24 protein-coding genes and 1 pseudogene are annotated in these 24499 nt (G+C 60.2%); 15 read left to right on the forward strand and 10 right to left on the reverse strand.

From position 1 onward, the window contains the following. Positions 1 to 71: 71 nt before the first annotated feature. Positions 72 to 1499, forward strand: coding sequence for an exodeoxyribonuclease I (gene sbcB, locus HU742_RS05390; protein WP_186643610.1), 1428 nt, complete (start codon positions 72 to 74; stop codon positions 1497 to 1499). Positions 1500 to 1618: 119 nt separating this feature from the next. Here the strand turns inward: sbcB and mvaT are convergent, their stop codons facing one another. Then, complete coding sequence (mvaT, locus tag HU742_RS05395) at positions 1619 to 1996, reverse strand: histone-like nucleoid-structuring protein MvaT (RefSeq protein WP_186611687.1); 378 nt, start codon at positions 1994 to 1996, stop codon at positions 1619 to 1621. A gap of 300 nt (positions 1997 to 2296) precedes the next feature. Here mvaT and purU point away from each other — a divergent pair, with 300 nt between their 5' ends. Both purU and HU742_RS05405 read left to right on the forward strand, forming a co-directional pair. Next, positions 2297 to 3145 carry a formyltetrahydrofolate deformylase gene (purU, locus tag HU742_RS05400; RefSeq protein WP_039591673.1) on the forward strand — a complete coding sequence of 283 codons (849 nt, stop codon included), beginning with the start codon at positions 2297 to 2299 and terminating at the stop codon, positions 3143 to 3145. Positions 3146 to 3214: 69 nt separating this feature from the next. After that, a complete protein-coding gene (locus HU742_RS05405) occupies positions 3215 to 3397 on the forward strand; it encodes a hypothetical protein (RefSeq protein WP_186643611.1) in 183 nt (60 codons plus the stop codon). A 4-nt stretch (positions 3398 to 3401) separates the two neighbouring features. Here HU742_RS05405 and gpgF read toward each other — a convergent pair whose 3' ends face one another. Genes gpgF through gpgS form a run of 3 tightly spaced genes read right to left on the reverse strand, consistent with a single transcriptional unit; the run spans position 3402 to position 6290 of the window. Then, complete coding sequence (gene gpgF, locus HU742_RS05410; protein WP_186643613.1) at positions 3402 to 4397, reverse strand: glucosaminyl phosphatidylglycerol flippase; 996 nt, start codon at positions 4395 to 4397, stop codon at positions 3402 to 3404. Next, positions 4394 to 5167 (reverse strand): N-acetylglucosaminyl phosphatidylglycerol deacetylase, encoded by a 774-nt coding sequence (gene gpgD, locus HU742_RS05415; RefSeq protein WP_437179875.1) that lies wholly within the window; start codon positions 5165 to 5167, stop codon positions 4394 to 4396. The genes gpgF and gpgD overlap by 4 nt, the downstream gene beginning before the upstream one ends. A 10-nt stretch (positions 5168 to 5177) precedes the next feature. Beyond that, positions 5178 to 6290 carry an N-acetylglucosaminyl phosphatidylglycerol synthase gene (gpgS, locus tag HU742_RS05420; RefSeq protein WP_496197670.1) on the reverse strand — a complete coding sequence of 371 codons (1113 nt, stop codon included), beginning with the start codon at positions 6288 to 6290 and terminating at the stop codon, positions 5178 to 5180. A gap of 199 nt (positions 6291 to 6489) precedes the next feature. Here gpgS and HU742_RS05425 point away from each other — a divergent pair, with 199 nt between their 5' ends. Beyond that, positions 6490 to 7977, forward strand: a complete 1488-nt coding sequence (locus tag HU742_RS05425; RefSeq protein ID WP_186635564.1) for a helicase HerA-like domain-containing protein — start codon at positions 6490 to 6492, stop codon at positions 7975 to 7977. Positions 7978 to 8013: 36 nt separating this feature from the next. Here HU742_RS05425 and HU742_RS05430 read toward each other — a convergent pair whose 3' ends face one another. After that, positions 8014 to 8469 (reverse strand): DUF721 domain-containing protein, encoded by a 456-nt coding sequence (locus HU742_RS05430; protein WP_186643615.1) that lies wholly within the window; start codon positions 8467 to 8469, stop codon positions 8014 to 8016. Between the two features lie 309 nt (positions 8470 to 8778). Here HU742_RS05430 and secA point away from each other — a divergent pair, with 309 nt between their 5' ends. The 4 genes and pseudogenes from secA to HU742_RS05450 all read left to right on the forward strand — a co-directional run bounded on the left by secA (position 8779) and on the right by HU742_RS05450 (position 13964). After that, positions 8779 to 11520: a preprotein translocase subunit SecA gene (gene secA / locus HU742_RS05435; protein ID WP_186635567.1), complete on the forward strand. Its 2742-nt coding sequence runs from the start codon at positions 8779 to 8781 to the stop codon at positions 11518 to 11520. Positions 11521 to 11642: 122 nt separating this feature from the next. After that, positions 11643 to 12860 (forward strand): bifunctional glutamate N-acetyltransferase/amino-acid acetyltransferase ArgJ, encoded by a 1218-nt coding sequence (gene argJ / locus HU742_RS05440; protein ID WP_186635570.1) that lies wholly within the window; start codon positions 11643 to 11645, stop codon positions 12858 to 12860. 22 nt (positions 12861 to 12882) lie between these two features. Next, positions 12883 to 13023, forward strand: a pseudogene (locus tag HU742_RS05445) (glutathione S-transferase); the annotation flags it as partial. Continuing rightward, complete coding sequence (locus HU742_RS05450; RefSeq protein WP_186643617.1) at positions 13020 to 13964, forward strand: Nudix family hydrolase; 945 nt, start codon at positions 13020 to 13022, stop codon at positions 13962 to 13964. The pseudogene HU742_RS05445 and the gene HU742_RS05450, both read left to right, overlap by 4 nt. Before the next feature lie 4 nt (positions 13965 to 13968). Here the strand turns inward: HU742_RS05450 and HU742_RS05455 are convergent, their stop codons facing one another. Genes HU742_RS05455 through HU742_RS05465 form a run of 3 tightly spaced genes read right to left on the reverse strand, consistent with a single transcriptional unit; the run spans position 13969 to position 17553 of the window. Continuing rightward, positions 13969 to 14550, reverse strand: a complete 582-nt coding sequence (locus HU742_RS05455) for a cob(I)yrinic acid a,c-diamide adenosyltransferase (RefSeq protein ID WP_186635576.1) — start codon at positions 14548 to 14550, stop codon at positions 13969 to 13971. Positions 14551 to 14552: 2 nt separating this feature from the next. After that, positions 14553 to 16589 (reverse strand): sensor histidine kinase, encoded by a 2037-nt coding sequence (locus HU742_RS05460; RefSeq protein ID WP_186611677.1) that lies wholly within the window; start codon positions 16587 to 16589, stop codon positions 14553 to 14555. 46 nt (positions 16590 to 16635) lie between these two features. Continuing rightward, entirely contained in the window at positions 16636 to 17553 is a 918-nt protein-coding gene (locus tag HU742_RS05465; RefSeq protein WP_186643618.1) for a putative 2-dehydropantoate 2-reductase, read from the reverse strand. Between the two features lie 143 nt (positions 17554 to 17696). On the opposite strand from HU742_RS05465, the gene HU742_RS05470 reads away from it, so the two are divergent. Both HU742_RS05470 and HU742_RS05475 read left to right on the forward strand, forming a co-directional pair. Then, the gene (locus HU742_RS05470) at positions 17697 to 18182 is read left to right on the forward strand and encodes a YajQ family cyclic di-GMP-binding protein (RefSeq protein ID WP_060740892.1); all 486 of its coding nucleotides are present in this window, start codon (positions 17697 to 17699) and stop codon (positions 18180 to 18182) included. 107 nt (positions 18183 to 18289) lie between these two features. Continuing rightward, a complete protein-coding gene (locus tag HU742_RS05475) occupies positions 18290 to 19132 on the forward strand; it encodes a mechanosensitive ion channel family protein (protein WP_186635585.1) in 843 nt (280 codons plus the stop codon). Positions 19133 to 19297: 165 nt separating this feature from the next. Here HU742_RS05475 and HU742_RS05480 read toward each other — a convergent pair whose 3' ends face one another. Further along, on the reverse strand, positions 19298 to 20551 hold the full coding sequence (locus tag HU742_RS05480) for an OprD family porin (RefSeq protein WP_186643620.1): 1254 nt from the start codon (positions 20549 to 20551) through the stop codon (positions 19298 to 19300). Positions 20552 to 21357: 806 nt separating this feature from the next. Here HU742_RS05480 and HU742_RS05485 point away from each other — a divergent pair. Next, positions 21358 to 21783, forward strand: coding sequence for an HIT domain-containing protein (locus tag HU742_RS05485; RefSeq protein WP_186635590.1), 426 nt, complete (start codon positions 21358 to 21360; stop codon positions 21781 to 21783). 4 nt (positions 21784 to 21787) lie between these two features. After that, entirely contained in the window at positions 21788 to 21994 is a 207-nt protein-coding gene (locus HU742_RS05490; protein ID WP_186635593.1) for a SlyX family protein, read from the forward strand. A gap of 71 nt (positions 21995 to 22065) precedes the next feature. Here HU742_RS05490 and HU742_RS26925 read toward each other — a convergent pair whose 3' ends face one another. Next, the gene (locus HU742_RS26925; protein ID WP_186611670.1) at positions 22066 to 22671 is read right to left on the reverse strand and encodes a cold-shock protein; all 606 of its coding nucleotides are present in this window, start codon (positions 22669 to 22671) and stop codon (positions 22066 to 22068) included. 397 nt (positions 22672 to 23068) lie between these two features. Here HU742_RS26925 and HU742_RS05500 point away from each other — a divergent pair, with 397 nt between their 5' ends. The 3 genes from HU742_RS05500 (at position 23069) to HU742_RS05510 (ending at position 24467) form a co-directional block, all read left to right on the forward strand. After that, positions 23069 to 23542, forward strand: coding sequence for a Dps family protein (locus tag HU742_RS05500; RefSeq protein ID WP_186611669.1), 474 nt, complete (start codon positions 23069 to 23071; stop codon positions 23540 to 23542). A 203-nt stretch (positions 23543 to 23745) separates the two neighbouring features. Then, the gene (locus HU742_RS05505) at positions 23746 to 24123 is read left to right on the forward strand and encodes a ribbon-helix-helix domain-containing protein (RefSeq protein WP_186635596.1); all 378 of its coding nucleotides are present in this window, start codon (positions 23746 to 23748) and stop codon (positions 24121 to 24123) included. Between the two features lie 122 nt (positions 24124 to 24245). Next, entirely contained in the window at positions 24246 to 24467 is a 222-nt protein-coding gene (locus HU742_RS05510) for an FmdB family zinc ribbon protein (RefSeq protein ID WP_003178589.1), read from the forward strand. Positions 24468 to 24499 lie beyond the last annotated feature (32 nt).

The following is a 24499-nucleotide window of genomic DNA, read 5'->3' on the forward strand; positions in this document are numbered from 1 at the left end:
ACGACGGCAATGCTGGCGGGCGCCGGGTTCGAACGCCTAGACTTCGCCAGTCCTCAGCTCAGGAACCCCCCGTGACTTCCATCTTCTGGTACGACTACGAAACCACCGGCATCAATCCGCGTTGCGACCGACCCTTGCAGGTGGCGGGGATCCGTACCGATTTCGAACTCAACGAAATCGACGAACCGGTAAACCTCTATTGCCGGCCCAGCGACGATATCCTGCCTCATCCGGCGGCCTGCGCGATTACCGGTATCACCCCGGCATGCCTGTCCGAAAAGGGCTTGAGCGAAGCCGATTTCATGACCCGTGTCCACGCGCAACTGGCCGCTCCCGGAACCTGTGGCGCCGGCTACAACACCTTGCGCTTCGACGATGAGATGACGCGCTACAGCCTGTATCGGAATTTTTTCGACCCGTATGCGCGGGAGTGGCAGGGCGGCAACAGTCGCTGGGATTTGATCGACCTGGTGCGCGCTGCCTACGCGTTGCGACCCGATGGCATTATCTGGCCGCAGGAGGAGGGTCGCGTCACCCTCAAGCTGGAACGCCTGACCGCCGCCAACGGCATCGACCATGGCCAGGCGCATGACGCGCTGTCGGACGTGCGCGCGACGATTGCCCTGGCCCGGTTGATCCGCCAGAAGCAACCACGGCTCTATGACTGGCTGTTCCAGTTGCGCAGTAAACAAAAGGTGCTGGACCAGATCCGCCTGTTGCAGCCGATGGTGCATATATCCGGGCGTTTCTCGGCGGCGCGCAACTACATCGGTGTGGTGCTGCCGCTGGCCTGGCATCCGAAGAACCGCAACGCCCTGATCGTCTGCGACCTGCACCTCGATCCCCAGGGGTTGCTGGACCATGATGCGCAGTTGCTCCGTCAACGCCTGTATACCCGCCGCGAAGAACTGCTCGATGGGGAACTCCCGGTACCGCTCAAGCTGATTCATATCAACAAGTGCCCGGTCATCGCACCGCTGACTGTCTTGCGCGCCGAAGACCAGCATCGGTTGCAGCTGGATATGGACGGTTTTCAGGAGCGGGCGCTGCGGCTAAGTGACGCACAACAGGTCTGGCAAGATAAACTCCAACACATTTATGGGCAGGAAGACTTCGCTGCCAGCGAAGATCCCGAGCAGCAGTTATACACAGGCTTCCTGGGTGATCGTGATCGTCGATTATGTGAACAAGTACGCATGGCCGATCCCGCTCAACTGGCGCAAGAGCATTGGCCGTTCGACGACGAACGCCTGCCGGAATTATTGTTTCGATACCGTGCGCGCAACTTCCCGGACACCTTGGATCCGAACGAACAGCAACGCTGGAAACTATTTTGCCAGCAACGTCTGTCGTCCCCTGAATGGGGGGCGCCTAATACCCTGGAAAGTTTTGATGAAGCAATGGCTGAGTGGATGGGGCTCTCAACGCCGTTGCAGCAAGAGATACTCCTGCAATGGCAGGGTTATAGCCAACAATTGCGTAAACGTTTAAGCCTTTGAGCGGCGATGCGGCGATTGAAGTCAGGACTTGAAATGAGGGCATAAAAAAACGCCAGTAATGACTGGCGTTTTCGGGTCCGTAAGCGTCGCCCGCAAAGAGCAGCGCTGACCGGCGAGGCTTAGCCCAGCAGGGTTGCCCAGCCTTCAACGACGTCACCGCCCCACTTGGCTTTCCACTCTTTCAGAGTCTTGTGGTTGCCACCTTTGGTTTCGATGACTTCGCCGTTGTGCGGGTTTTTGTACTGCTTAACTTTGCGAGCGCGTTTGGTGCCGGTGGTTTTTACCGCGCCACGGGGGGCTTTGCTCGACTTGGCTTCTGGATCCAGCAGGGCAATGATGTCGCGCAGGGACTTGGAGTACTCGCCCATCAGCGTGCGCAGCTTGCCTTCGAATTCCAGTTCTTTTTGCAGTTTGTCGTCTTTAGACAGGTCGGCCAGACGTTGTTGCAGTTCTTCAATTGCTTGTTTTGTGGCGTTGTATTCGGTGATCAGGGACATTTGGACTACCTTATGTAGGACGCTGGTGACAAGGAGACAGTGAAGCAATAGTAATCAGACAGTTTCATCAAGTAAACATTTAACCCGTGTTTATTTAATTAAATAGTGCAATGCCACAAAAACGGGCATTGCGAATTAATATGTGAGGCAGTCTGTGCAGCTGTTCACACAAATAGCCTTCGGTGATGGGGCAGGCTGCACGCGGCGGGCGTCAAGAAGGGCTCGGCGCCTCATGGGTACTGCAGTTTTGCTGCGCAATGGCTAGAATGGCCGCCTTTTGCGAAGTTCTGGAGTTTCCTCATGCGCACTTTTCGGCTGGTGATCGCTTGCCCGGACCGCGTCGGCATCGTTGCTAAAGTCAGTAACTTTCTGGCGTCCCATAACGGCTGGATCACTGAAGCAAGCCACCATTCGGACAATCAAAGTGGCTGGTTCTTCATGCGCCACGAGATCCGCGCCGACTCGCTGCCCTTTGGCATCGAAGCGTTTCGCGAGGCGTTTGCCCCGATTGCCGAAGAGTTTTCGATGGACTGGCGTATCACCGATACCGCGCAGAAAAAACGCGTGGTGCTGATGGCCAGCCGTGAGTCCCATTGCCTGGCTGACCTGTTGCACCGCTGGCACAGCGATGAGCTCGATTGCGACATCGCCTGTGTGATTTCCAACCATGACGACTTGCGCAGCATGGTGGAGTGGCACGGCATTCCTTATTACCACGTACCGGTCAATCCGCAGGATAAGCAGCCGGCGTTCGCCGAAGTCTCGCGGCTGGTCAAGCAGCACGATGCCGAGGTGGTGGTGCTGGCGCGCTACATGCAAATCCTGCCGCCGTCGCTGTGCAGCGAATACGCCCATAAGGTCATCAATATCCACCACAGTTTCCTGCCGTCGTTCGTCGGTGCCAAGCCCTACCACCAGGCTTCGATGCGCGGTGTGAAGCTGATTGGCGCGACGTGCCACTACGTGACCGAAGAGCTCGACGCCGGCCCGATCATCGAGCAGGACGTGGTGCGTGTCAGCCATAGCGACAGCATCGAAGACATGGTTCGATTCGGTCGTGACGTGGAAAAAATGGTGCTGGCGCGTGGCTTGCGTTATCACTTGGAAGACCGCGTGTTGGTGCACGGCAACAAGACCGTGGTGTTCTGACGCCGTGGCGAGGGAGCAAGCTCCCTCGCCACGATGACTGTTGGAAAACTTGAGGGAACACATAACGCCATGACCGATCCCTTGGACAAAGCCACCGCCAAGGCCCCGCCTACGGTGGGCGAGGGTTGCTTGAGTCGCTACGATCCCGAAGCACTGGGGCCGGAGGACGGCACGGAATTTCCCGACGCTGCCCAGCTCTGGGAAACACTGCAAAAGCAGTCGCCGCCAGACGATCCCGAACGCAAGCGTTGAGCGCTCAGGCTTGTCGGGCCCTGATCAGCTTCTTGATCAGAGGGCGTCCGACCATCAAAAAGAACACCGGACCGCCGGCCACCAGATAAAAGTAATAGGTCACTGCTCGCCAGATCAGGATTGCCGCCGCTGCGGTGGATTTGCCCACCATGGGCGCCAGCAACGCCGCTGAGGTCAGCTCTGCCGCCCCGGCGCCGCCTGGTAACAGGCTGAACTGCCCGGCGCTGAGGGAGAGCATCTGGATGAGAAAACTCCAGGCCCACTGCAAGTCCGCTCCCAACCCTCTCAATGCCAGGTACAACACGCTGTAGCGCAAGGCCCAGTGCAGGCACGTCAGGCCGAACACCTGGAAAAGCGTCTGCCGGGGCAATTTCAGAGTGTCGGTAAAGGCTGCGAGGAAGTTCAGGATCTTGCGGCCCCAGCGCCGACGGGTCGTGGATTTCACCCTTAGATGACGCAGCAGCCGCGCACCCAGCAGAATCAGCCGGCGATGATAGCGGGCTACCAGCGCGCAGCAGAGAAGCCCGCCGAACAACGACATCGCGCTCAGGGCGAGCATCCATTCCATGCGTTGGCTGAGATTCTGGAAGAGTGCGTAGAACAGAATGCCCAGCAAGGCGCAGAGGAAGAACAGCAGGTCGCTCAACTGATCCATCGCAAACACCGCGCTGCCGTGGGCCGGGCGCACGCCGTTGCGCGCCAGCAGCGCCATCAGCGTCAACGGGCCGCCACTGCCGCCGGGTGTCGCGCACATGGCGAACTCGGTGGACATCACCACGCCCATGCTTTTGAGCCCGCCAATGCGTCCTCGATGTTCACCCAGCAACAAGCGCAGGCGCACCGAGTTCAGGCCCCAGCAGAGCACGATCATGCCGAGCATGATCAGCAACAACGACAGCGGAAAGCGCTGCACGCGTGACCACATCTCGCCGCCGCCCAACAACATCGGAACCAGCAACGCCGTGAGCAGGGCGGCGCCCAGCCATAACAATCGTTTCATGCGGCGCTGCTGACCCGCAGGCCCTGGGTTGCCAGCCAGCCGGCCTTGGTCATCGGCACCCGGCCATCCTCAAGCAGACGCTCCAGGGTCTGCAGCCAATAGTCTCGGGAAAAGTCGTGGCGCATATCCACCGGGTGCAGGCCCAGCCGAATCACCGGTGCCTGGCGCCAACGCTGTTGACGCTGATCGCTGATGATTTTCGACAGGCCCCGGCGCCAGGCACTCCGGGCACTCCAGACCAGGCCGGGGGCATCGACCTTGGTGAAGTCCGGCAAGTGGTAAAGGTGCTGGGTGTCGCTGGTATAACTCAGGGGCAATTGGCGCAAGGCGCGACGGGTGCCCTCACTCATCAGCCAGGCCGGCGCGACAAAGCCTTCCAGCGGCCATTGATAGCGCTGGAAGAGTTCAACGCCTGCGTGCAGGCGGGTGAGGGCGGCTTCCTCGGACAAGTGGTAGAACTCGCCTTCATGGGTATAGACCCGGCGCATGAACCAGTCCTTGGGATGAACGGCGGGCGGGCCGTCGTCGCAATGGTAGTAACCATGCAGGACCAGTTCATCGCCGCGTTCGACACGGCTGTCGAGCAAGCGCCTGAAGTCCGGATGATCGTCCAGAGCGTTGGCATGGTGGAAATCCGGCACCACCAGCCAGGTCATTGGCACTTGGCCGAGGGCGTCGACGGCTTCGACGAAGGGCTGGTAGTCGGGCCAGGTCTGCGGCGCGACGTCATGAAGCACCACCAGCAGGCTGGGTGAACGGGTCATCGCCATGGGTTTCGCCTCAACCATTGGCCAGCAGCGGCATCTCTGCGCCCAGCACGCTGTAATAGTGGCCCAACAGGCTGTTGACCACCGAATCCCAGGCGTAATGACGTTCTACGTGGCGGCGTGCCCTTGCGCCGCGCTGCTGACAGCCCTCGGCGAACAGTTGGCGCACCGCATTGGCCATGGCCTGCGGGTTGTTGGGCGTGCATAACAGGCCGCACTCTTCCTGGACGATTTCGCTGAACGCGCCCGCCGCGACCGCCACCACCGGAATGCCGCTGGCCATGGCTTCGAGGATGACCAGGCCGAACGTCTCCTGGTCGCCGGCATGCAGCAGCGCGTCGGCGCTGGCCATCAGCCGGGCGACTTGCGGCGCCGGGCAGAACTCGTCGATCACGGTGACATTGTCCGGCACCAGGGCTGGCATCGAAGAGCCCACCAGCAACAGGTGATAGCGCTCGCCCAGGCGTTGCATGCACTTGAGCAGCACCGGCAGGTTTTTTTCCTTGGAGCCGCGACCGGCGAAAATCAACAATCGCGCGTCTTCGGCGATGCCCAGCTCGGCCCTAAGCTCCGGGTCTCGCGCGGCGGGGTTGAAGGTTTGCAGGTCGACACCCAGAGGCTGCACATGGACATTCCTGACGCCCAGCCCGGTCAACTTATCGGCCATGACCTGGCTCGGCGCCAATACCCGGTCGAAGTTGCCGTACAACTTGCTGACATAGGCTTCGATGTTGGGCGTGAACCAGTTGCCCATGCGGTTGCTCACCAGCAGGGGCAGGTCGGAGTGATAGAAACCGATCACCGGGACGTCCAGCTGTCGCCGGGCATCCAGGGCAGCCCAGGCGGTGAGATAGGGGTCGCCGACTTCAATCAGATCCGGTTGCAGATCGCGCAGGACATTACGCCAGGGGGCCAGGCGAAGCGGGAAGCGGTAGCCCTTGCCGAAGGGCAGGGGAGGCGCTGGAACCTTGTAGATGCCGTCCTGCTCGCTCAAATGCGCGCCGGGAATCAAGAGGCTATGGCGTATGCCGGGCCGATTGCCCAGGCGCCGGTGCTTGGCATCCAGATAAGTGCGCACGCCGCCGCTGGCGGGGGCGTAGAACATGGTGATGTCCGCTATATGCACGATGAACGTCCCTCCGGTCTGTGTTCTCCCTTGTTGACCTTTAGTAAGAATAGATGTTCGGTTGGGTTACGGTGACGTAGCGATACGGCACGCGACATGGCGTTGTTTTTGTTTCCAGCGCCAGGGTCTTAATGTCCCAGGCATGCTTTTATATAAGCGTGCAAAATGGCGTCATATCGCAAACATCACGGGTGACCAAATGCCTGACTCATCGCAACTCATCATCGGCGCCGACCTCGCCGGCCAACCAGTGGCCCAGGCCATGCGCCTGGCGAACCGACATGGCTTGGTGGCGGGTGCCACCGGCACGGGCAAGACCGTCACCTTGCAACGCCTGGCCGAGATGTTCAGCGATGCCGGCGTGGCGGTGTTCGCGGCGGACATCAAGGGCGATCTCTGTGGCCTCGGTGCCGCCGGCAATCCCCAAGGCAAGATCGCCGAGCGCATCGCTGGCATGCCCTGGCTTGGCCACACGCCCCAGGCCTATCCGGTTACCTTATGGGATATCCACGGCCAATCCGGTCATCCGCTGCGCACGACCTTGAGTGAAATGGGGCCGTTGCTGCTCGGTAGCCTGCTGGAGCTGACGGACAGCCAGCAATCGGCGTTGTACGCGGCGTTCAAGGTGGCTGACCGCGAGGGGCTGTTGCTGCTGGACCTCAAGGATTTGAAGGCGCTGCTCAACCACCTCAAGGACAATCCCGAGCTGCTGGGGGACGATGCGGCCCTGATGACCACCGGTTCCAGCCAGGCCTTGATGCGACGCTTGTCGACACTGGAGCAGCAAGGCGCGGATGCGCTGTTCGGCGAGCCGGCGTTGCAGCTCGAAGACATCTTGCAACCGGCCAGTGATGGCCGCGGCCGGATTCATCTGCTGGACGCCAGTCGCCTGGTCCATGAGGCACCCAAGGTCTACGCGACGTTCCTGTTGTGGCTGTTGGCCGAGCTGTTCGAGCAACTGCCCGAGCGCGGCGACGCGGACAAACCCCTGCTGGCGCTGTTTTTCGACGAGGCGCATTTGTTATTTGCCGGTACGCCCAAGGCGTTGCAGGAGCGGCTGGAGCAAGTGGTGCGGCTGATTCGCTCCAAGGGCGTCGGGGTGTATTTCGTGACCCAGTCGCCGGGCGACTTGCCGGACGATGTGCTGGCGCAGTTGGGGCTGCGCATCCAGCACGGCTTGCGGGCGTTTACCGCCAAGGAGCAGAAATCCCTGCGGGCGGTGGCGGACGGTTTTCGACCGAACCCACAATTCGATGCCTTGTCGGTGCTGACCGAACTGGGCATCGGCGAGGCCCTGGTGGGCACCTTGCAAGAAAAAGGCACGCCGGAAATGGTCCAGCGCGTGCTGGTGGCGCCGCCGCAGTCGCGCATCGGGCCGCTGACCGAGGCCGAGCGCGCCGCACTGATCGCCGGCTCAGCGTTGCAGGGGCGCTATGACAAACCCATCGACCGCGAGTCTGCCTATGAAGTGCTGATGGGGCGCAAGGGGTTGGAGCCGCAGGCTGAAGCGGCGCCGGAAAAACCGACCGCGCAAGAGCCGAGCTTTACTGAAAAGGCCGGTGAGTTCCTCGGCACCGCGGCCGGCCAGGCATTGAAATCGGCGATGCGCCAGGCGGCCAACCAACTGGGTCGGCAATTGGTACGTGGGTTGATGGGGTCGTTGCTGGGAGGCAGCAAGCGCCGCTAATCACGGCGCAAGCTGAGGGACAGGCGCCCAAGATACTCAGTCCTTGGGTTTGGCGTGCGCCGCCAATCGCTCCAGCGCCGCCCGCAGCTTGGGATCGCTGATGCCTTCGGCCGTGGCCTGGATAGTCGCGGCCGCATCGGTGGACAGGTCCAGCGTATGGCCCCTGACGGCGGCCTGTACGGTGGGCGGCTGAACCTTGAACAGGATCCGCGTCAGGTTGGCGAACTCATCGAAAACCTGCAATTGACGCAGCAGGCGCTTTTGCTGGTAGCGCAAGCGCGTGGCCCAGTGGCCGTCGGTGACGATCAGCAGCAAACTGCCTTCGCGCCATGACGCCACGTGGCAATGCTCGCGTGCGGCCGGCTGCAACTGACTGTCCAGCAGCCGTTGCAGGTGGCCCAGGCGCTTGGCGTGGCCGAAGATCGCTTTCAGCGGTTTGGCTTCGCGCAGAAGCACGGCGGGCGCCTTGGCTGGAAGAGGGCGGAAGGCCATGAATGAATACCGCAAGTGACAGAGGCGCCATGGTAGCAGAAAGCGTCCGATGCGCTCCGGGCGCAGCTGCCGAGCGGCATTTAACCTGCACAATCAATCATTAACTTCTGCGTTTTGTGGGTTGAAGTTCGCGCAAAAGCCCTTATTTTAGGGAAGCCCCGTCACAGCGCTGTGCCAGCATCGTGGAATAACGCCACTTTCCTCACCATCGTTTCCGGGTAGAATGCTCGTTCGCATGCGGCCATGAGGGCTGCACGGGCGACTCATGGGGCCGCCCTCCATCCCTTTAGTGTGGAAGATCCTGCCGATATGTTTGCGCCTTTGTTAAAGAAACTTTTTGGAAGCAAGAACGAGCGTGAAGTCAAACGCATGCTCAAGACGGTACAGATCGTCAATGCCTTCGAAGAGCAAATGGTGGCCCTTTCGGACGATCAGTTACGCGCCAAGACCGCCGAACTCAAGGACCGCTTCGCCAAGGGCGAGACCCTCGACCAACTCCTGCCCGAAGCCTTTGCGGTCTGCCGCGAAGCCGGCAAGCGGGTCATGGGCATGCGCCACTTCGACGTCCAGTTGATCGGCGGCATGACCTTGCACGAAGGCAAGATCGCCGAAATGCGCACCGGTGAAGGCAAGACCCTCGTGGCCACCTTGGCGGTGTACCTCAACGCATTGTCCGGCAAAGGCGTGCACGTGGTGACGGTCAACGACTACCTGGCCCGCCGCGACGCCAACTGGATGCGCCCGCTCTACGAATTCCTCGGCCTGACCGTTGGCGTGGTCACACCGTTCCAGCCGCCAGAAGAGAAGCGTGCCGCCTACGCCTCGGACATCACCTACGGCACCAACAACGAATTCGGTTTCGACTACCTGCGCGACAACATGGCGTTCAGCATGGATGAAAAATTCCAGCGTGAACTCAACTTTGCCGTGATCGATGAAGTCGACTCCATCCTCATCGACGAAGCCCGTACCCCGCTGATCATTTCCGGTCAGGCCGAGGACAGCTCCAAGCTGTACATCGAGATCAACAAGCTGATCCCGCAGCTCACCTTGCACGTCGAGGAAGTCGAAGGCGAAGTGACCCAGGCCGGGCACTACACCGTTGACGAGAAGACCCGTCAGGTCGAGCTCAACGAAGCCGGTCACCAGTTCGTCGAGGAAATGCTGACCCGCGTCGGCCTGCTGGCAGAAGGGGAGAGCCTGTATTCGGCGCACAACCTGGGCCTGCTGACCCACGTATACGCCGGCCTGCGTGCCCACAAGCTGTTCCATCGCAATGTCGAGTACATCGTGCAGGACGGCCAGGTCGTGCTGGTGGATGAACACACCGGTCGCACCATGCCGGGCCGTCGCCTGTCCGAAGGCCTGCACCAGGCCATCGAAGCCAAGGAAGGCCTGAACATCCAGGCCGAGAGCCAGACCCTGGCCTCGACCACCTTCCAGAACTACTTCCGCCTCTACAACAAGCTGTCCGGCATGACCGGTACCGCCGACACCGAAGCGTTCGAATTCCATCAGATCTACGGCCTGCAAGTGATGGTGATCCCGCCTAACAAGCCGCTGGCGCGTAAAGACTACAACGACCTGGTGTTCCTCACCGCCGATGAGAAGTACGCGGCGATCATCGCCGACATCAAGGAATGCATGGCCCAGGGCCGTCCGATCCTGGTAGGTACCGCCACCATCGAGACCTCCGAGCACATGTCCGCGTTGCTCAACAAGGAAGGCATCGAGCACAAGGTCCTCAACGCCAAGTTCCACGAGAAGGAAGCCGAGATCATTGCCCAGGCCGGTCGCCCGGGTGCGTTGACCATCGCTACCAACATGGCCGGCCGTGGTACCGACATCCTGCTGGGCGGCAACTGGGAAGTGGAAGTGGCTTCCCTGGAAAACCCGACCCCCGAGCAAATCGCGCAGATCAAGGCCGACTGGCAGAAGCGCCACCAACAGGTGCTCGAATCCGGCGGTTTGCAGGTGATCGCTTCCGAGCGTCACGAATCGCGCCGTATCGACAACCAGCTGCGTGGCCGTGCCGGTCGCCAGGGTGACGCCGGCTCCAGCCGTTTCTACCTGTCGCTGGAAGACAGCCTGATGCGCATCTTCGCCTCTGACCGGGTGAAGAATTTCATGAAGGCCCTGGGCATGCAGCCGGGCGAGGCGATCGAACACCGCATGGTGACCAACGCCATCGAGAAGGCGCAGCGCAAGGTTGAAGGCCGCAACTTCGATATCCGCAAGCAATTGCTGGAGTTCGACGACGTCAACAACGAGCAGCGCAAAGTGATCTATCACATGCGCAACAGCCTGCTGGCCGCCGACGACATTGGCGAAACCATCGCCGATTTCCGTCGGGAAGTGCTCGACGCTACCGTCAGTGCACACATTCCACCGCAATCGTTGCCGGAACAGTGGGACGTCGCGGGCCTGGAAGCCTCCCTGCGCAGCGATTTTGGCGTGTCGTTGCCGATCCAGCAGTGGCTCGATGAAGACGACAAGCTGTACGAAGAAACCCTGCGCGAGAAGCTGCTTGCCGAGCTGATCGTTGCGTACAACGAAAAAGAAGACCAGGCCGGCGCCGAGGCACTGCGCTCCTTCGAGAAGCAGATTGTGCTGCGCGTCCTCGACGACCTGTGGAAAGACCACCTGTCGACCATGGACCACCTGCGTCACGGTATCCACCTGCGCGGCTACGCCCAGAAGAATCCGAAGCAGGAGTACAAGCGCGAGTCCTTCACGCTGTTCTCCGAGCTGCTGGATTCGATCAAGCGCGACTCGATCCGGGTCCTCTCCCACGTCCAGGTTCGTCGCGAAGACCCGGTCGAAGAAGAAGCCCGCCTGCGCCAGGAAGCCGAAGCCTTGGCCGCGCGCATGCAGTTCGAACACGCCGAAGCCCCAGGCCTGGAAGTCGTCCAGGCGATGGAAGAGGGTGTCGATGTGGATGTCGCCTTGGCAACCACGCCGGTACGCAACGAACAGAAGTTGGGCCGCAACGAACTGTGCTATTGCGGTTCGGGCAAGAAATACAAGCATTGCCACGGGCAGATCCAGTAACCCCGTTCCAACGCTGAACGACCCACGCCGCGACCGGACTCCATCCGTCGCGGCGTTTTGCCATTTTGATTCGCCGTCCTGATAAGGCGGCGTCGATATACATCTAATTTAGGAGCGCATTCATGGCTGTTGGTCTTGGTCCGTTGCCAACGTTGCACCCGGTTGCCGGTTTTGAACTCGGCATTGCCTCGGCGGGCATCAAGCGCCCCGGGCGCAAGGACGTCGTGGTCATGCGTTGTGCCGAAGGCTCGACGGTGGCTGGCGTGTTCACGCTCAATGCCTTTTGCGCCGCGCCGGTCATCCTGGCCAAGCAGCGCGTGCAAGGGTCGGTGCGTTATCTGCTGACCAACACCGGCAACGCCAACGCCGGCACGGGCGCGCCAGGCCTGGCTGCCGCCGAGCGCACCTGCGCCAGGCTGGCGGAACTGACCGGCGTCGACGCCAGCCAGGTACTGCCGTATTCCACCGGCGTGATTGGCGAACCGCTGCCAGTTGAGAAGATCGAAGGCGCGTTGCAGGCCGCCCTCGATGACCTCTCGGAAAACAACTGGGCGGCGGCCGCCACCGGCATCATGACCACCGACACCCTGCCCAAGGGTGCGAGCCGCCAGTTCCAGCACGACGGCGTGACCGTTACCGTGACTGGCATCAGCAAAGGCGCGGGCATGATCCGCCCGAACATGGCGACCATGCTCGGCTACATCGCCACCGACGCCAAGGTCTCGCGCCAGGTGCTGCAAGACCTGATGCTCGACGGCGCGAACAAGTCGTTCAACCGCATCACCATCGACGGCGACACCTCCACCAATGACTGCTGCATGCTGATCGCCACGGGCAAGGCCAACCTGCCGGAAATCACCGAAGCCAGCGGTCCACTGTTCGCCGCCCTGAAGCAGGCCGTGTTCGAGGTGTGCATGGAAGTGGCCCAGGCGATCGTCCGTGACGGCGAAGGCGCGACCAAGTTCGTGACCGTGCAGGTCAACGGCGGTGGCAATCACCAGGAATGCCTGGACGTCGGCTACACCGTCGCGCATTCACCGCTGATCAAGACTGCATTGTTTGCCTCCGACCCGAACTGGGGCCGGATCCTTGCCGCCGTCGGCCGGGCTGGCGTGCCGGAGCTGGACGTGAGCAAGATCGACGTGTTCCTCGGCGACGTCTGCATCGCCAGCAAAGGCGCCCGCGCCTCCACCTATACCGAAGCCCAAGGCGCGGCGGTGATGCAGCAGGAAGAAATCACCATCCGCATCGAATTGGGGCGTGGCGATTGCAGCGAAACGATCTGGACCACCGACCTGTCCCACGAGTACGTGAAGATCAACGCTGAGTATCGGACTTAAACCGCTCGGGACCGAGCTGCTATTTTTCGCCCCGGTTGCCGTGCGCTTGCGCACGTATCAAGTGCAATGGCCGGAAGTCGACGCGGCCTATGTCGAAACCCTTTATCAATGGCCGGCATTCAAGACCTGGCAACAGGCTGGCCTGGAGGAAATTTCGCGGTGAAACGAGTACACGTAGCGGCGGCGGTCATTCGTGACGCCACCGGCAAGATCCTCATCGCCCGACGGGCCGATTCCCAGCATCAAGGTGGCCTGTGGGAATTTCCTGGCGGCAAGGTCGAGGCGGATGAATCCGTTGAAACTGCCCTGGCCCGCGAACTGCATGAAGAGTTGGGCATCGTCGTCGGCGCTGCCCGACCGCTGATCAAGGTGCGTCACGATTATCCGGACAAACAGGTGTTGCTGGATGTCTGGGAAGTCTCGACCTTCACTGGCGAGCCCCATGGTGCCGAAGGACAACCGCTGGCCTGGGTGACCACTCGGGAGCTTGCGAACTACGAGTTTCCGGCGGCCAATCAGCCAATCGTCGCGGCGGCCCGATTGCCGGGCGAGTACCTGATTACCCCTGAAGGCCTGGAAACCCCGGCTCTGCTACGGGGGATGCAGAAAGCTATCGCCGGCGGGATCAAGCTGATCCAGCTGCGCGCCCCTAACGGCTATGATCCGAAATATCGCGATCTGGCGGTGGATGCCGCAGGGCTTTGCGCGGGCAAGGCCCAGTTGATGCTCAAGGGGCCGTTTGAATGGTTGGGCGATTTCCCTTCCGCGGGCTGGCACATCACCGCCGCGCAACTGCACAAGCACGCAGCGGCCGGCCGACCGTTCGGCAAGGATCGCTGGCTGGCGGCTTCTTGTCACAACGCCGAGGAATTATCCCTGGCGCAGCAGATGGACGTGGACTTCGTGACACTGTCGCCCGTACAGCCGACCCAGACCCATCCGGATGCACAGCCGTTGGGGTGGGAAGAAGCGGCGCGGTTGATCGATGGTTTCGATAAGCCAGTTTATTTGCTGGGCGGGGTCGGGCCTGGCGAGCAACAGAAAGCCTGGGCGGCCGGGGCCCAGGGCGTGGCGGGGATTCGGGCGTTCTGGCCTGAGGCTTGAGCGATCAGTCCGCAGGCTTGGCTGCCGCCTGCCAAAGCACTTCTGCAATTGCCTGGCGACGGGCAATGATCCGCGCCGCTACGAACAGCAGGTCCGATAACCGATTGATATAGGCAAGCCCCGGCCCTGCCAACGGCTCCACGGCGTTCAACTGTTGGCAGCGGCGCTCGGCGCCGCGGGCCAGGCTCCGGCACACATGGGCCTGGGCTATCAAGGTCGAGCCACCGGGCAGGATGAAATTCTCCAACGGCCCCAGTTCTTCGTTCCATACGTCGATGGCCGCTTCCAGGCGTTCGACTTCCGCCATGTTCAGTGCCTGATAAGCCGGCATCGCCAGCTCGCCACCCAGGTCGAACAACCGGTGCTGACAGGGCGCCAGCACCTCGACGACTTCCTCCAGTGCCGGATACTGGCCCATTTCATTGGCCAGCCCGGCCAGCAGCAACCCCAGCTGGCTGTTCAACGTATCCACTTCGCCGATGGCCTCGACCCGTGGATGGTCCTTCGCTACGCGGCGGCCATCGCCCAACCCGGTTTCACCTTTGTCACCGGTGCGGGTGTAAATTTTCGACAGGCGAAAACCCATGTTCAGCGCTCCACTTGCTTGTGTTCTTGCGCCACCATCGAAGTGCCCGCCAGGGGCAGGCGCAAGGTGAAGCAAGTGCCTTGGCCCGGCGCTGATTGCACTTCCATCTGGCCCTTGTGGTTGTTGGTAATGATGAAATACGACACCGACAGCCCGAGCCCCGTACCCTGGCCGATTTCCTTGGTGGTGAAGAAAGGTTCGAAGGTGCGTTTGCGCACGTTTTCGCTCATGCCGATGCCATTGTCCTCGACCTGGATTTCCGCCCACGGCGGGTTCAGGCGGGTACGCAAGATGATGCGGCCGGGCTCGCCGTCGTCCTGGCGCTGGTGAATGGCCTGGGCGGCGTTCTTCAATAGGTTCAGCAGCACCTGCTCCAATTCGTTGGCCGTGCCGGGGACCGGGCCCAGGTTCGGGTCGAACTGGCGGATGATCGCCTGGCCCTTGAAGTCGAAACCAATCGCCAGGTCGAAGTCGTTGCCGGCGATCTCCACCGCCTGGTCGATCAGCGCCGGCAGGTCGCAGGGCGCCATCTGCCGGGTACTGCGTCGGCTGAAGCTGAGCATGTGGGTGACGATTTTGGCGGCGCGAGCGCCGGCCTGCTGGATGCCGTCGAGCAACTGCGGGATCTCCCGGCTTTCCAGGTAGCGATTGACCACCGGCAACTCGATCCCCAATTGCTCGGCCTGATCGAGGTTCTTGGGCAGTTCCGCCGACAGGCGCCGGCGAATGTTCTGCACGTTGTGCAGGATCGCCCCCAGCGGGTTGTTGATCTCATGGGCCATGCCCGCTGCGAGGCCACCCACCGAGAGCATTTTTTCCGACTGCACCATCATTTCCTCCAGCGACAGGCGCTGGGTGATGTCGTCGATGCGGATCACCACGCCCCGTCCGGCGCCGCCCATCAACGGATAGAAAGTCAGGGCGTAGTGCTTGGCTTCATCGTCCTTGGTCCAGGTGACGCGTTCGATCTTGGCGACCGTGTGCTGCTCGACCGTCTGCTTGAGCTGTGGCAGATAGGGCTTGAGCGGTTCGAAGGCGAGGAAGATCGGCTGGTTCAACGCCTCATCCAGCCGAGTGCCGGAAAGGGCGCTGGCTTCCTGGTTCCATTGGGTGACATAGAGTTGTTCGTCGAGGGCGATCAGCGCCGACGGCATGGAGTCGATGATGCTGTTGAGGTAGTTCTGGAAGCCCGTGAGCTTTTTCTCGATCTTGCTGCGCACCTGGACTTCCAGCTCCAGCTTGCGGTTGGTGTGGCGGGTTTCTTCCGCCAGGCCCTGGGCCTGGTCGTAGGCCGCCTGGGAATCGTCCCGCGCGCGCTTGAGCTGCTGCTCCCGAGCTTCGATCCGCGACAGCATGGTGTTGAACGCCTCGGCCAGGCTGCCGATCTCGTCATGGTTGCCACGGCCGGCACGCAGGGAATAGTTTTCCTCGCGGGTAACCTGGCGCGACAGTTCTTCGAGTTGGTGAATCGGCTGGGTAATCAGCCGCTTGATCTGCTGGGCAATGATCAACCACAGCAGCACGCTGAAAATCAGTATGCCGAGGCTGGCGGTCAGCGTGCCGGTGTAGAAGGCGGTGGGCAATTCGCTGCTGGCGACCAGCAACAAATGGCCGGGTTGGGTACCGGGACGGGGCAGGGTGATGACTTGGTTACTGCGAAATTCCCCGGCCTGCCAGGTTTGCATATGGCGAAAATGCTCCGGCAACCTGAGCTTTTCGCCCTGTTGCAACTCGGCCAGGCGTTCACCCCGACCGTCATACAGCGCCGCTGCCCGCAGGGGCGCATAGCTGTTGAGTTCATCGAGCAGGCGCTGGGCGCTTTGCGGCGACTGCAGCGCGTCGGAGATCAGGCTCGGGTTGGCCACCAGCCGGCCGATGGTCTGCAAGGCCTGCGGGGCCATGCTTTCCTGGGAAATGTAGTAGGCCGCGCTGATGAAGGTCAGGTTCGCCACCAGCAAAACGGTGGTCAACAATACCAACAGGGCCGCCAGCAGTTTCTGGCCGACCGGGAGGTTTTCAAGGCGCTGGCGCAATGGCATCTGACTCGTCGCTAAAAAGGAACACGTGGGCCAGCGTAGCCGCTGCTCAGTCGCTGGGCAATCCGAGGTTGTCCAAGTGGACAATCAGGCGTTGGCGCATTTGTTCAAGATGCGGCGCGGCCACCCCATGACGTTGTGCGACCGCGCAGGCATGGCCGAGCAGGTAGCTGATTTCGGTGCGGCGCTGGTTGGCGACATCCTGGTACATCGACGAATAGTTGTGAGCGGTGGCCTGGATGACCCGTTCGACTTCGGCCGGTAAGTCTTCGGCCGCCGCGGGCTGGCCGCAGCGCTCAAGCAGGTCGCTGAGTTCCGCGCACAAGGTCGCCACTTCGCAGCGGTGTTCCTGCAAGCCGCCGTTCTTGCAATGGTGCAGCACGGTGAGGGGATTGATCGCACAGTTGAGGGCCAGTTTGCGCCACAGGCGAGTGAGAATATCGGCGCTCCATTCATGTGGGATGCCGGCAGCGCCCAGGTCATCCAGCCAGACTGGCGCCACCGGGTGCGCGGGGTCGCCCAGCCAGGTGTAGCCATGGCCGGCGAACACCACGCGCCAGTCACCGTCGCGGAACGCGCCTTCGGTGCTGGAGGCGCAGATGCAGCGAGCCAGGGGGACGCGGTTCGCCACCGCATCCTGGCTGCCGAGGCCGTTCTGCAGCAGGATCAGCTCTGTCTCGGCACTCAGTCGATGGGCGACCGAAGCCACCGCCGCTTCCGCGTCATAGGCCTTGCAAGCCAGCAGCAAGCGCTTGATGGGTTCGGGGCTTTGCGCGGTTTCGCCGGGCACCGGGTAACATAGCGCCTGCCCCTGTTCCACCAGCGTCAGGCCACCGCTTGCCCGGTAAGCCTGCAACCGCTGCTCATTGCGCAGCACCAGCCGCACCGGCAGGCCGGCCCGGGCCAGGCGCGTCGCCCACAACGTGCCGAGACTGCCGGCTCCCAGGACATGCCAGGTGGTGGACATCAGTTTTTTACTCGCTTTGGCGCTGGCATCTGAGGGGCTCGCGGTAACGACGGGAAAAGACCCGTTATAATGAGCCCGATTTTAACCACAAGCCAAGTGCGCGCCTTTGTCACGGGCGCGCCTTTTTATTTGGAGAACACTACATGCCGTCATTCGACGTGGTATCCGAACTGGACAAACACGAAGTCACCAACGCCGTTGAAAACGCCGTCAAGGAACTCGACCGTCGGTATGACCTTAAGGGCAAGGGCAGTTTCGAGTTCAAGGAAAAGGACTTGACCGTCAACCTGACCGCCGAGGCCGAGTTCCAGCTCGAGGCGATGATCGAGATCCTCAAGCTGGCGCTGGTCAAGCGCAAGATCGATGTGCAATGCCTCGAGGTCAAGGACGCCTACGCCTCGGGCAAGCTGATGAAGCAGGAAGCCGTGCTCAAGGAAGGCATCGACAAGGAATTGGCGAAGAAGATCGTTGCCCACATCAAGGACGCCAAGCTCAAGGTCCAGGCCGCCATCCAGGGTGAGCAGGTGCGCGTGACCGGCAAGAAGCGTGACGACTTGCAGGAAGCCATCGCCGCGCTGCGCGGCAAAGAATTCGGCATGCCGCTACAGTTCAATAACTTCCGCGACTGACACCAGGCTGTTCGCAATTACCGTGGCCGATGTGCTCCCGGTGCGGGGCATCGTCGGCTACACAGTGTTGCACGGGTGTTGCGTGCAACGGGAACAAGGAGAACACGATGGACTTGAACGCTGAAGTGGACCACCTGGTCAAGGCTTCCCAGGCCTGGATACCGATGATCATGGAGTACGGCAGCCGCGTGCTGCTGGCGGTCGTCACCCTGGCTATCGGCTGGTGGCTAATCAACAAGTTGACCCGCAAACTGGGCGCACTGCTGGCCTTGCGTAATGCCGACTTGGCATTGCAAGGGTTTATCAGCACGCTGGCGAACGTCATCCTCAAGATTCTACTGATCGTCAGCGTCGCGTCGATGATCGGCGTGGAAACCACCTCGTTCGTCGCGGCCATCGGTGCGGCAGGCTTGGCGATTGGCCTGGCCTTGCAGGGCAGCCTGGCGAATTTCGCCGGTGGCGTGCTGATCCTGCTGTTCCGTCCATTTCGCATCGGTGACTGGATCGAGGCCCAAGGCGTGGCCGGTACGGTCGACAGCATCCAGATCTTCCACACGATCATTCGTACCGGTGACAACAAGACCGTCATCGTGCCGAACGGCAACCTGTCCAACGGCATCATCACCAACACCAACCGCCAGCCAACCCGCAAAGTAGTATTCGACGTGGGCGTGGATTACCAGGCCGACCTGCAAAAAGCGCGGGAAGTGTTACTGGAGCTGGCCAAGGACGAGCGCGTATTGGCCGATCCTGCACCAGAAGCGGTGATTTCCACCCTGGGCGATAGCTCGATCACGGTGTCGCTGCGTATCTGGGTGAAAACGGCGGACTACTGGAACGTGATGTTCATGCTTAACGAACAGGCGCGGGACCGCTTGAAGGATGCGGGCATTGATATTCCGTTTCCGCAACGGGTTATTCGGGTTGTTCAGGAAGGGCCAGCGCAATAACGATTTGAATGTAACTCGGCGCTGGGGTCGGGTTATGTTTAGCTAGCTTGCTATTTAACAAGTTGTGTTAACGCTGACATTGCACTAGGCATAAAAAAACCGCTCACCTGGATCAGGTGAGCGGTTTTTGTTTGTCGCGAGTGCAGCTATCGAATTAGCACTGAATTACAAGATGCTCAGTGGGTATTCAAAGATGAAGCGCAGGTCGTTGTTGTCGTTGCCGTTGATGGCGTTATAGTCACTGTTGGCACGGTAGAACGCAGCACGTACGCGCATCGACAGGTCCTTGGCTGGACCGTTTTGCACAACGTACTTGGTTTCGACGTCCCATTCGTGCTCTTTACCTTCTGCGCCGCCAGTCTCGATGTTGTCACCGGTAACGTAGCGAGTCATGAAGCTCAGGCCAGGAACGCCATAAGTCTTCATGTTCAGGTCGTAGCGAGCCTGCCACGAGCGCTCGTCCTGACCGTTGAAGTCGGAGTACTGGATGGAGTTGGCGAGGAAGATAGTGCCGTTACCGTCAGTGCCGTAGACGTAGCCGGTATCACCGGTGGAGCGCTGGTGAGCCAGGGTGAATTTGTGGGCACCGATGGCATAGGCTGCTGCGAGGGACCAGATGCGGTTGTCAACGTCGCCGCTGAGCTTCTGGCCTTGGTCCTGGCTGTCATAACCGTTGAAGTCGAAGTTCAGGGACTGATCTTCGTTGATCGGCAAGGTGTAGTTCAGGTTGATGTATTTCTTTTTATAGTGGTCTTCAATATCGGAAGCCGCTACGCCAGCAACGAAATTGTCGGTGAACTGGTAGGTTGCGCCGGCAATGTCGGCAGACGTCAGGCCGAGGCCGTCATCGCCCATGCCAGTTTGCGAGCTGATGGCGTTGAAATGACCTGCGGTCAGCTCCAAGCCTTTGATTTCTTTACTGGTGATCAGCGTACCCGTGGCAACTTCTGGCAGTAGACGGCTGTCGTCAGTGGAGAAAACCGGGCTGGCAACGAACTGGTTACCGTGTTTCAGCACGGTGTCGGACAGACGGAATTTAACCGCGCCACCAACCTTCGATTGGGTGTCTTCCAGGTTGTTATCGCTGTCACGAGCGAACAGACCGTTACCGGCACGACCGGTACCGCCATCGATGCGAACGGTGCCAAATGCGAAGCCGTCAACACCTACACCAACAGTACCTTGAGTGAAGCCCGACTCATAAATGGCACGAGCGGCAACACCAGACTCTTCACGATAACTTTGTGCGGTGCTTGGGTTGTTCTTGAAATCACGGTTCATGTACAGCGCACGGGTCAGAACAGTCAAGCTCTGATCTTCAATAAAACCCTTGGATTCCTCCTGAGAGGACGCCACTGCGAACTGCGAGGTACTGGCCGATACAGCCAGTGCGATCATGCTCCACTTCATCACGCGCATCGTGATTTGCTCCTTTGGTTTTTAGAAGAGTACTGCCGTCCCACCTGTTTTTTTATCTGGGCGGCTCTTTCTTTTTGTGTCGGCGCAAACTTATATCACGCCAACATTCTTTGGCGATACTTGCCCATTCAACCTTTCAGCTTCTTTACGACCATGTCGCCAATGGCTCGATCCATGTCGTATTTCAGCTGATCCGACCCACACGGAATGACAACTTGAAGTTGTTCTTTTTTCCTACCGTCGGTGTAAAGAGTCCGTAAGTACAACCTTGAAGCTCCTGAGGGCAGCCTTGCCACTTTAATTCTCAGGCCTGCAGGTTTCGCTTCCGGCGATACCCTGTAGGCGATACGGGCATGAATGCAACAAGCATGCACAAACCCGGATTTCGTTGACATTTTTTTCACATTTTAGCTGCGGATGCGGTGAAACCTCATGAAACCGGGCTCCAAAGGCCTTGTTTTAAATGGGGTTGACTGCCAGGCAGCTGCCATGTTTGAAACCACTAAACGGCCCACGACAACTAAAAACGTTACCGGTTCACCCCTTCGGTGGGTAAAACACGGATGCTACGAGCACAGAGCGTAGACCCGTTGTGCTGTTTTGGTGCAAAAAATCTTCACGCTGTACGAAAAGCGGACAGTCCTTGTAGCAGCTCTGCGCGTCATGCGCTTTTACGGTTCATGGTGCCCGGTACTGGTGCGCAGTGAACGTTGCGCCGTTCACAGGTATGCTGGCGGCCAGCGTCCGTATGCAGCCCCTGGGCCGTCAAATCGGACGTCGTCGATTAACGAGCGAGGAGTACGCCGGTGTTTGCCTTAGATCCACGATTGCAACAAGACACATTGCCCATCGGCGATTTCCCGCTGTGCCGCTTGCTCTTGTCCAACGACTCGAACTACCCGTGGTTCATCCTCGTGCCGCGACGGGAAAATATCAGCGAATTGTTTCAATTAGATGACGCTGATCAATTGCAGCTGTGGAAGGAAACCACGGCACTGGCCGAAACGCTCAAGGACTCGTTCGATGCCGACAAACTGAACGTTGCAACCTTGGGTAACGTTGTCAGTCAATTGCACATGCATGTGATCGTGCGCAAGCGAGAGGACGCTGCGTGGCCTGCGCCGGTGTGGGGCAAACATCCGGCGCAGCCTTATAATGCCGAGCAGGTGAGCGCCATTCGTGAGCGCTTGCGAGCGGTCCTGACCGATGATTTCAAGTTCCTGGAGGGCTGAAGCCATGAACCTTGAAGACCGTGTAACCGACCTTGAAAGCCGCCTGGCGTTTCAGGATGACACTATCCAGGCGTTGAATGACGTGCTGGTGGCGCAGCAACGAATTGTCGAGCGTCTGCAGCTGCAGATGGCTGCACTTCTCAAGCGCCAAGAGGAAATGGCCGGGCAGTTCGAATCCTTCGAAGAAGACGCGCCACCACCGCACTACTGACCTGGGCCCGAACGACGGGCAATAAAAAACCGCGAGCAGCCAGGCTGCATCGCGGTTTTTTTACGCCTGGATCAGCGGCGCGGGAGCGCGGCGATCACGTCTTCGGCCTGCAGGCCCTTGTCGCGGTGCATGACCGAGAACTCGACACGCTGGCCTTCGACCAGGACGCGGTGGCCTTCGCCACGGATCGCCCGGAAATGCACGAAAATATCATCACCGGAATCGCGGGAAATGAAACCGAACCCCTTGGAGGTGTTGAACCACTTCACGGTGCCGGTATCACGGTTGGACATGTCGTAGTTCTGCGGTGCGGCGGCCGGCGACGACTTCTTGTAGAAGCTGACGGCCAGGTGCAGCAACACAGCGAGCAATGCCGCGGCCAGGCTGGACAGGATGGCGGGTTGGCCGCCTATTTCCGGCATGGGCGCCAGCAGGGTCAGGGTTTGCAACGCAACAGCCAGCACCAGCAGCGCACTGACGAGGTTTTGCAGTTGATGACGTGGACCTTTGTTCCAGTAAGGAATTACGGGTGCCAGGGTCAGGTTGAGCAAGCCGAAAAAGGCCAGGTACAGCGCGTCGGGATGTTGCAGGTAAGGTGTGGCTTCGGAACCCAGGCTAGGGATGAAGGACAGCAGCAGGGCAGCTGCGCCCATTAGCAAGTGGACGATTTTCAACATTTTAATTGGCTCACGGTTAAGACAGATCACAAGGAAGAGCTGGTCGGGGGCGGTTCGCTCCAGAACAATGAGAGGCGTAGGAACACGTACCCGAATCAGCCTATGCGCCGTGCCCGGGAAAAGAGGCGTAGCGACACACTGCCTATTTAACAGCAAAGCCCGGGCCTTCTCAAACTCGTTACGGGCGCGCGGGACGCTGTTCGTCGGTCGGAGGGGTGGCGGGGCTCTTGAGCGTGCCAGGCGATGCGTGTTGAATTTTCCAGGTTTGTCGGAACCCCTCGGCGTCCCGGCTTGTCGGTTCAGGACGGCTGGCGATTTGTCGCAGGCTACAGGGAGAGAGACCCGCTAGAGTGCAATGGCCGCTGTCGAATTCATCACCGTCAGGAGATCAACCCACATGGCAATTGATATCGGTATCAGCGAAGAAGATCGCAAATCCATCGTCGACGGGCTTTCGCGCCTGTTGTCGGACACCTACGTGCTGTACCTCAAGACCCACAACTTCCACTGGAACGTCACCGGGCCGATGTTTCGAACCCTGCACCTGATGTTCGAGGAGCAATACAACGAACTGGCGTTGGCGGTGGACCTGATCGCCGAAAGAATCCGTGCGCTCGGCTTTCCGGCACCCGGTGCTTATTCGGTGTACGCACGCTTGTCTTCTATTAAGGAAGAAGAGGGCGTGCCTGGTGCCGAGGACATGATTCGACAATTGGTCGAGGGCCAGGAGGCGGTGACGCGTACCGCCCGTGGCATCTTTCCTTTGCTGGACAAGGTCAGCGACGAGCCCACCGCCGACCTTTTGACCCAGCGTATGCAGGTCCACGAAAAAACCGCCTGGATGCTGCGTTCGCTGCTGGAAGATCAATAAGTCTGTACAGGTGATGGCGCTGCCGTTGGCGCCATCGCTTGCCGTCGCGTGTAGGAAGACATGATTTGTCGCCAACTCCCCGTTGGCTTGTCCTACGTCGATGGTCAAAAAGTCATCTGGAACTGGCGATCCAGTTGAGCTTCCATAGGGCCACAGATCGGTTGTTCCGACTGAGGCTCGTATGGCAAAGGAGTGTCAACGGTATGATTCAAGGAAAAGAACCCAGGGGAAGTGCGCGCGGACGTTTGCTGTCCGTAAGCACCGACCCGTTCGTCAGTGGGTTTGACATGCAACTGGCCCGGCCCTTGGCCCGCTCTATCCGGCTCAACGGGTTCGCCACCTGTCTGCGGCTGGAACAAATCTATTGGGACATCCTCGGCGACATGGCTCAGCTCAACAGCTGCTCCGTCAGCACCTTGCTGTCCCATGTGGACCGGGAAGTGCATCTGCGTCACGGCGGCGTGCGCAATTTCAGCGGCTTGGTGCGTGTTGTCTGCGTTGTGCACAGCTTGAAGGAAGCTGAAATTGATCAGTGTATGTCTGGTCCCCTCGCCAAGGTGGGGTACGCCTGCCTCGAATGAACGACATTGCCGGCAATGACTGTGCGGTCTTACGGCTGCACAGGCTGCATTTAATGGATATAATCCCGCTCTTTGCCGCAAAGCCGCGCTTTGCGTAATAACCTGATCGCCGAGACAACCCCATGCCGATGTACGACTATCAATGTGCTTCCTGTGGTCATCAGATGGAAGCCATTCAAAAGATCAGCGCGGCACCGCTGGTCGACTGCCCTGCCTGCCAGGCGCCGGAGCTGAAGAAGATGCTGTCCATGCCAGGTTTCCGCCTCGGTGGTACCGGCTGGTATGAAACCGACTTCAAGACCGGCGCCAAGAAAAACCTGGCCGGTGGCGACAAAGCCGATTGAACTGAATACGCGCGAGTTCTTGCACAGGCAGG

The sequence above is a fragment of the Pseudomonas marvdashtae genome (assembly GCF_014268655.2).
In the GTDB taxonomy this organism is placed as follows: domain Bacteria; phylum Pseudomonadota; class Gammaproteobacteria; order Pseudomonadales; family Pseudomonadaceae; genus Aquipseudomonas; species Aquipseudomonas marvdashtae.

What these genes read in the sequence shown, in the direction of transcription:
- HU742_RS05430 (WP_186643615.1), bottom strand. Translation starts at nt 8,469, where the DNA reads ATGGCCTTCCGCCCTCTTCCAGCCAAGGCGCCCGCCGTGCTTCTGCGC.
- purU (WP_039591673.1), top strand. Translation starts at nt 2,297, where the DNA reads ATGCGCACTTTTCGGCTGGTGATCGCTTGCCCGGACCGCGTCGGCATC.
- HU742_RS05460 (WP_186611677.1), bottom strand. Translation starts at nt 16,589, where the DNA reads ATGCCATTGCGCCAGCGCCTTGAAAACCTCCCGGTCGGCCAGAAACTG.
- HU742_RS05405 (WP_186643611.1), top strand. Translation starts at nt 3,215, where the DNA reads ATGACCGATCCCTTGGACAAAGCCACCGCCAAGGCCCCGCCTACGGTG.
- HU742_RS05470 (WP_060740892.1), top strand. Translation starts at nt 17,697, where the DNA reads ATGCCGTCATTCGACGTGGTATCCGAACTGGACAAACACGAAGTCACC.
- HU742_RS05475 (WP_186635585.1), top strand. Translation starts at nt 18,290, where the DNA reads ATGGACTTGAACGCTGAAGTGGACCACCTGGTCAAGGCTTCCCAGGCC.
- mvaT (WP_186611687.1), bottom strand. Translation starts at nt 1,996, where the DNA reads ATGTCCCTGATCACCGAATACAACGCCACAAAACAAGCAATTGAAGAA.
- HU742_RS05455 (WP_186635576.1), bottom strand. Translation starts at nt 14,550, where the DNA reads ATGGGTTTTCGCCTGTCGAAAATTTACACCCGCACCGGTGACAAAGGT.
- HU742_RS26925 (WP_186611670.1), bottom strand. Translation starts at nt 22,671, where the DNA reads ATGTTGAAAATCGTCCACTTGCTAATGGGCGCAGCTGCCCTGCTGCTG.
- HU742_RS05425 (WP_186635564.1), top strand. Translation starts at nt 6,490, where the DNA reads ATGCCTGACTCATCGCAACTCATCATCGGCGCCGACCTCGCCGGCCAA.
- HU742_RS05505 (WP_186635596.1), top strand. Translation starts at nt 23,746, where the DNA reads ATGATTCAAGGAAAAGAACCCAGGGGAAGTGCGCGCGGACGTTTGCTG.
- HU742_RS05500 (WP_186611669.1), top strand. Translation starts at nt 23,069, where the DNA reads ATGGCAATTGATATCGGTATCAGCGAAGAAGATCGCAAATCCATCGTC.
- HU742_RS05490 (WP_186635593.1), top strand. Translation starts at nt 21,788, where the DNA reads ATGAACCTTGAAGACCGTGTAACCGACCTTGAAAGCCGCCTGGCGTTT.
- secA (WP_186635567.1), top strand. Translation starts at nt 8,779, where the DNA reads ATGTTTGCGCCTTTGTTAAAGAAACTTTTTGGAAGCAAGAACGAGCGT.
- gpgF (WP_186643613.1), bottom strand. Translation starts at nt 4,397, where the DNA reads ATGAAACGATTGTTATGGCTGGGCGCCGCCCTGCTCACGGCGTTGCTG.
- argJ (WP_186635570.1), top strand. Translation starts at nt 11,643, where the DNA reads ATGGCTGTTGGTCTTGGTCCGTTGCCAACGTTGCACCCGGTTGCCGGT.
- HU742_RS05510 (WP_003178589.1), top strand. Translation starts at nt 24,246, where the DNA reads ATGCCGATGTACGACTATCAATGTGCTTCCTGTGGTCATCAGATGGAA.
- gpgD (WP_437179875.1), bottom strand. Translation starts at nt 5,167, where the DNA reads ATGGCGATGACCCGTTCACCCAGCCTGCTGGTGGTGCTTCATGACGTC.
- HU742_RS05480 (WP_186643620.1), bottom strand. Translation starts at nt 20,551, where the DNA reads ATGCGCGTGATGAAGTGGAGCATGATCGCACTGGCTGTATCGGCCAGT.
- HU742_RS05465 (WP_186643618.1), bottom strand. Translation starts at nt 17,553, where the DNA reads ATGTCCACCACCTGGCATGTCCTGGGAGCCGGCAGTCTCGGCACGTTG.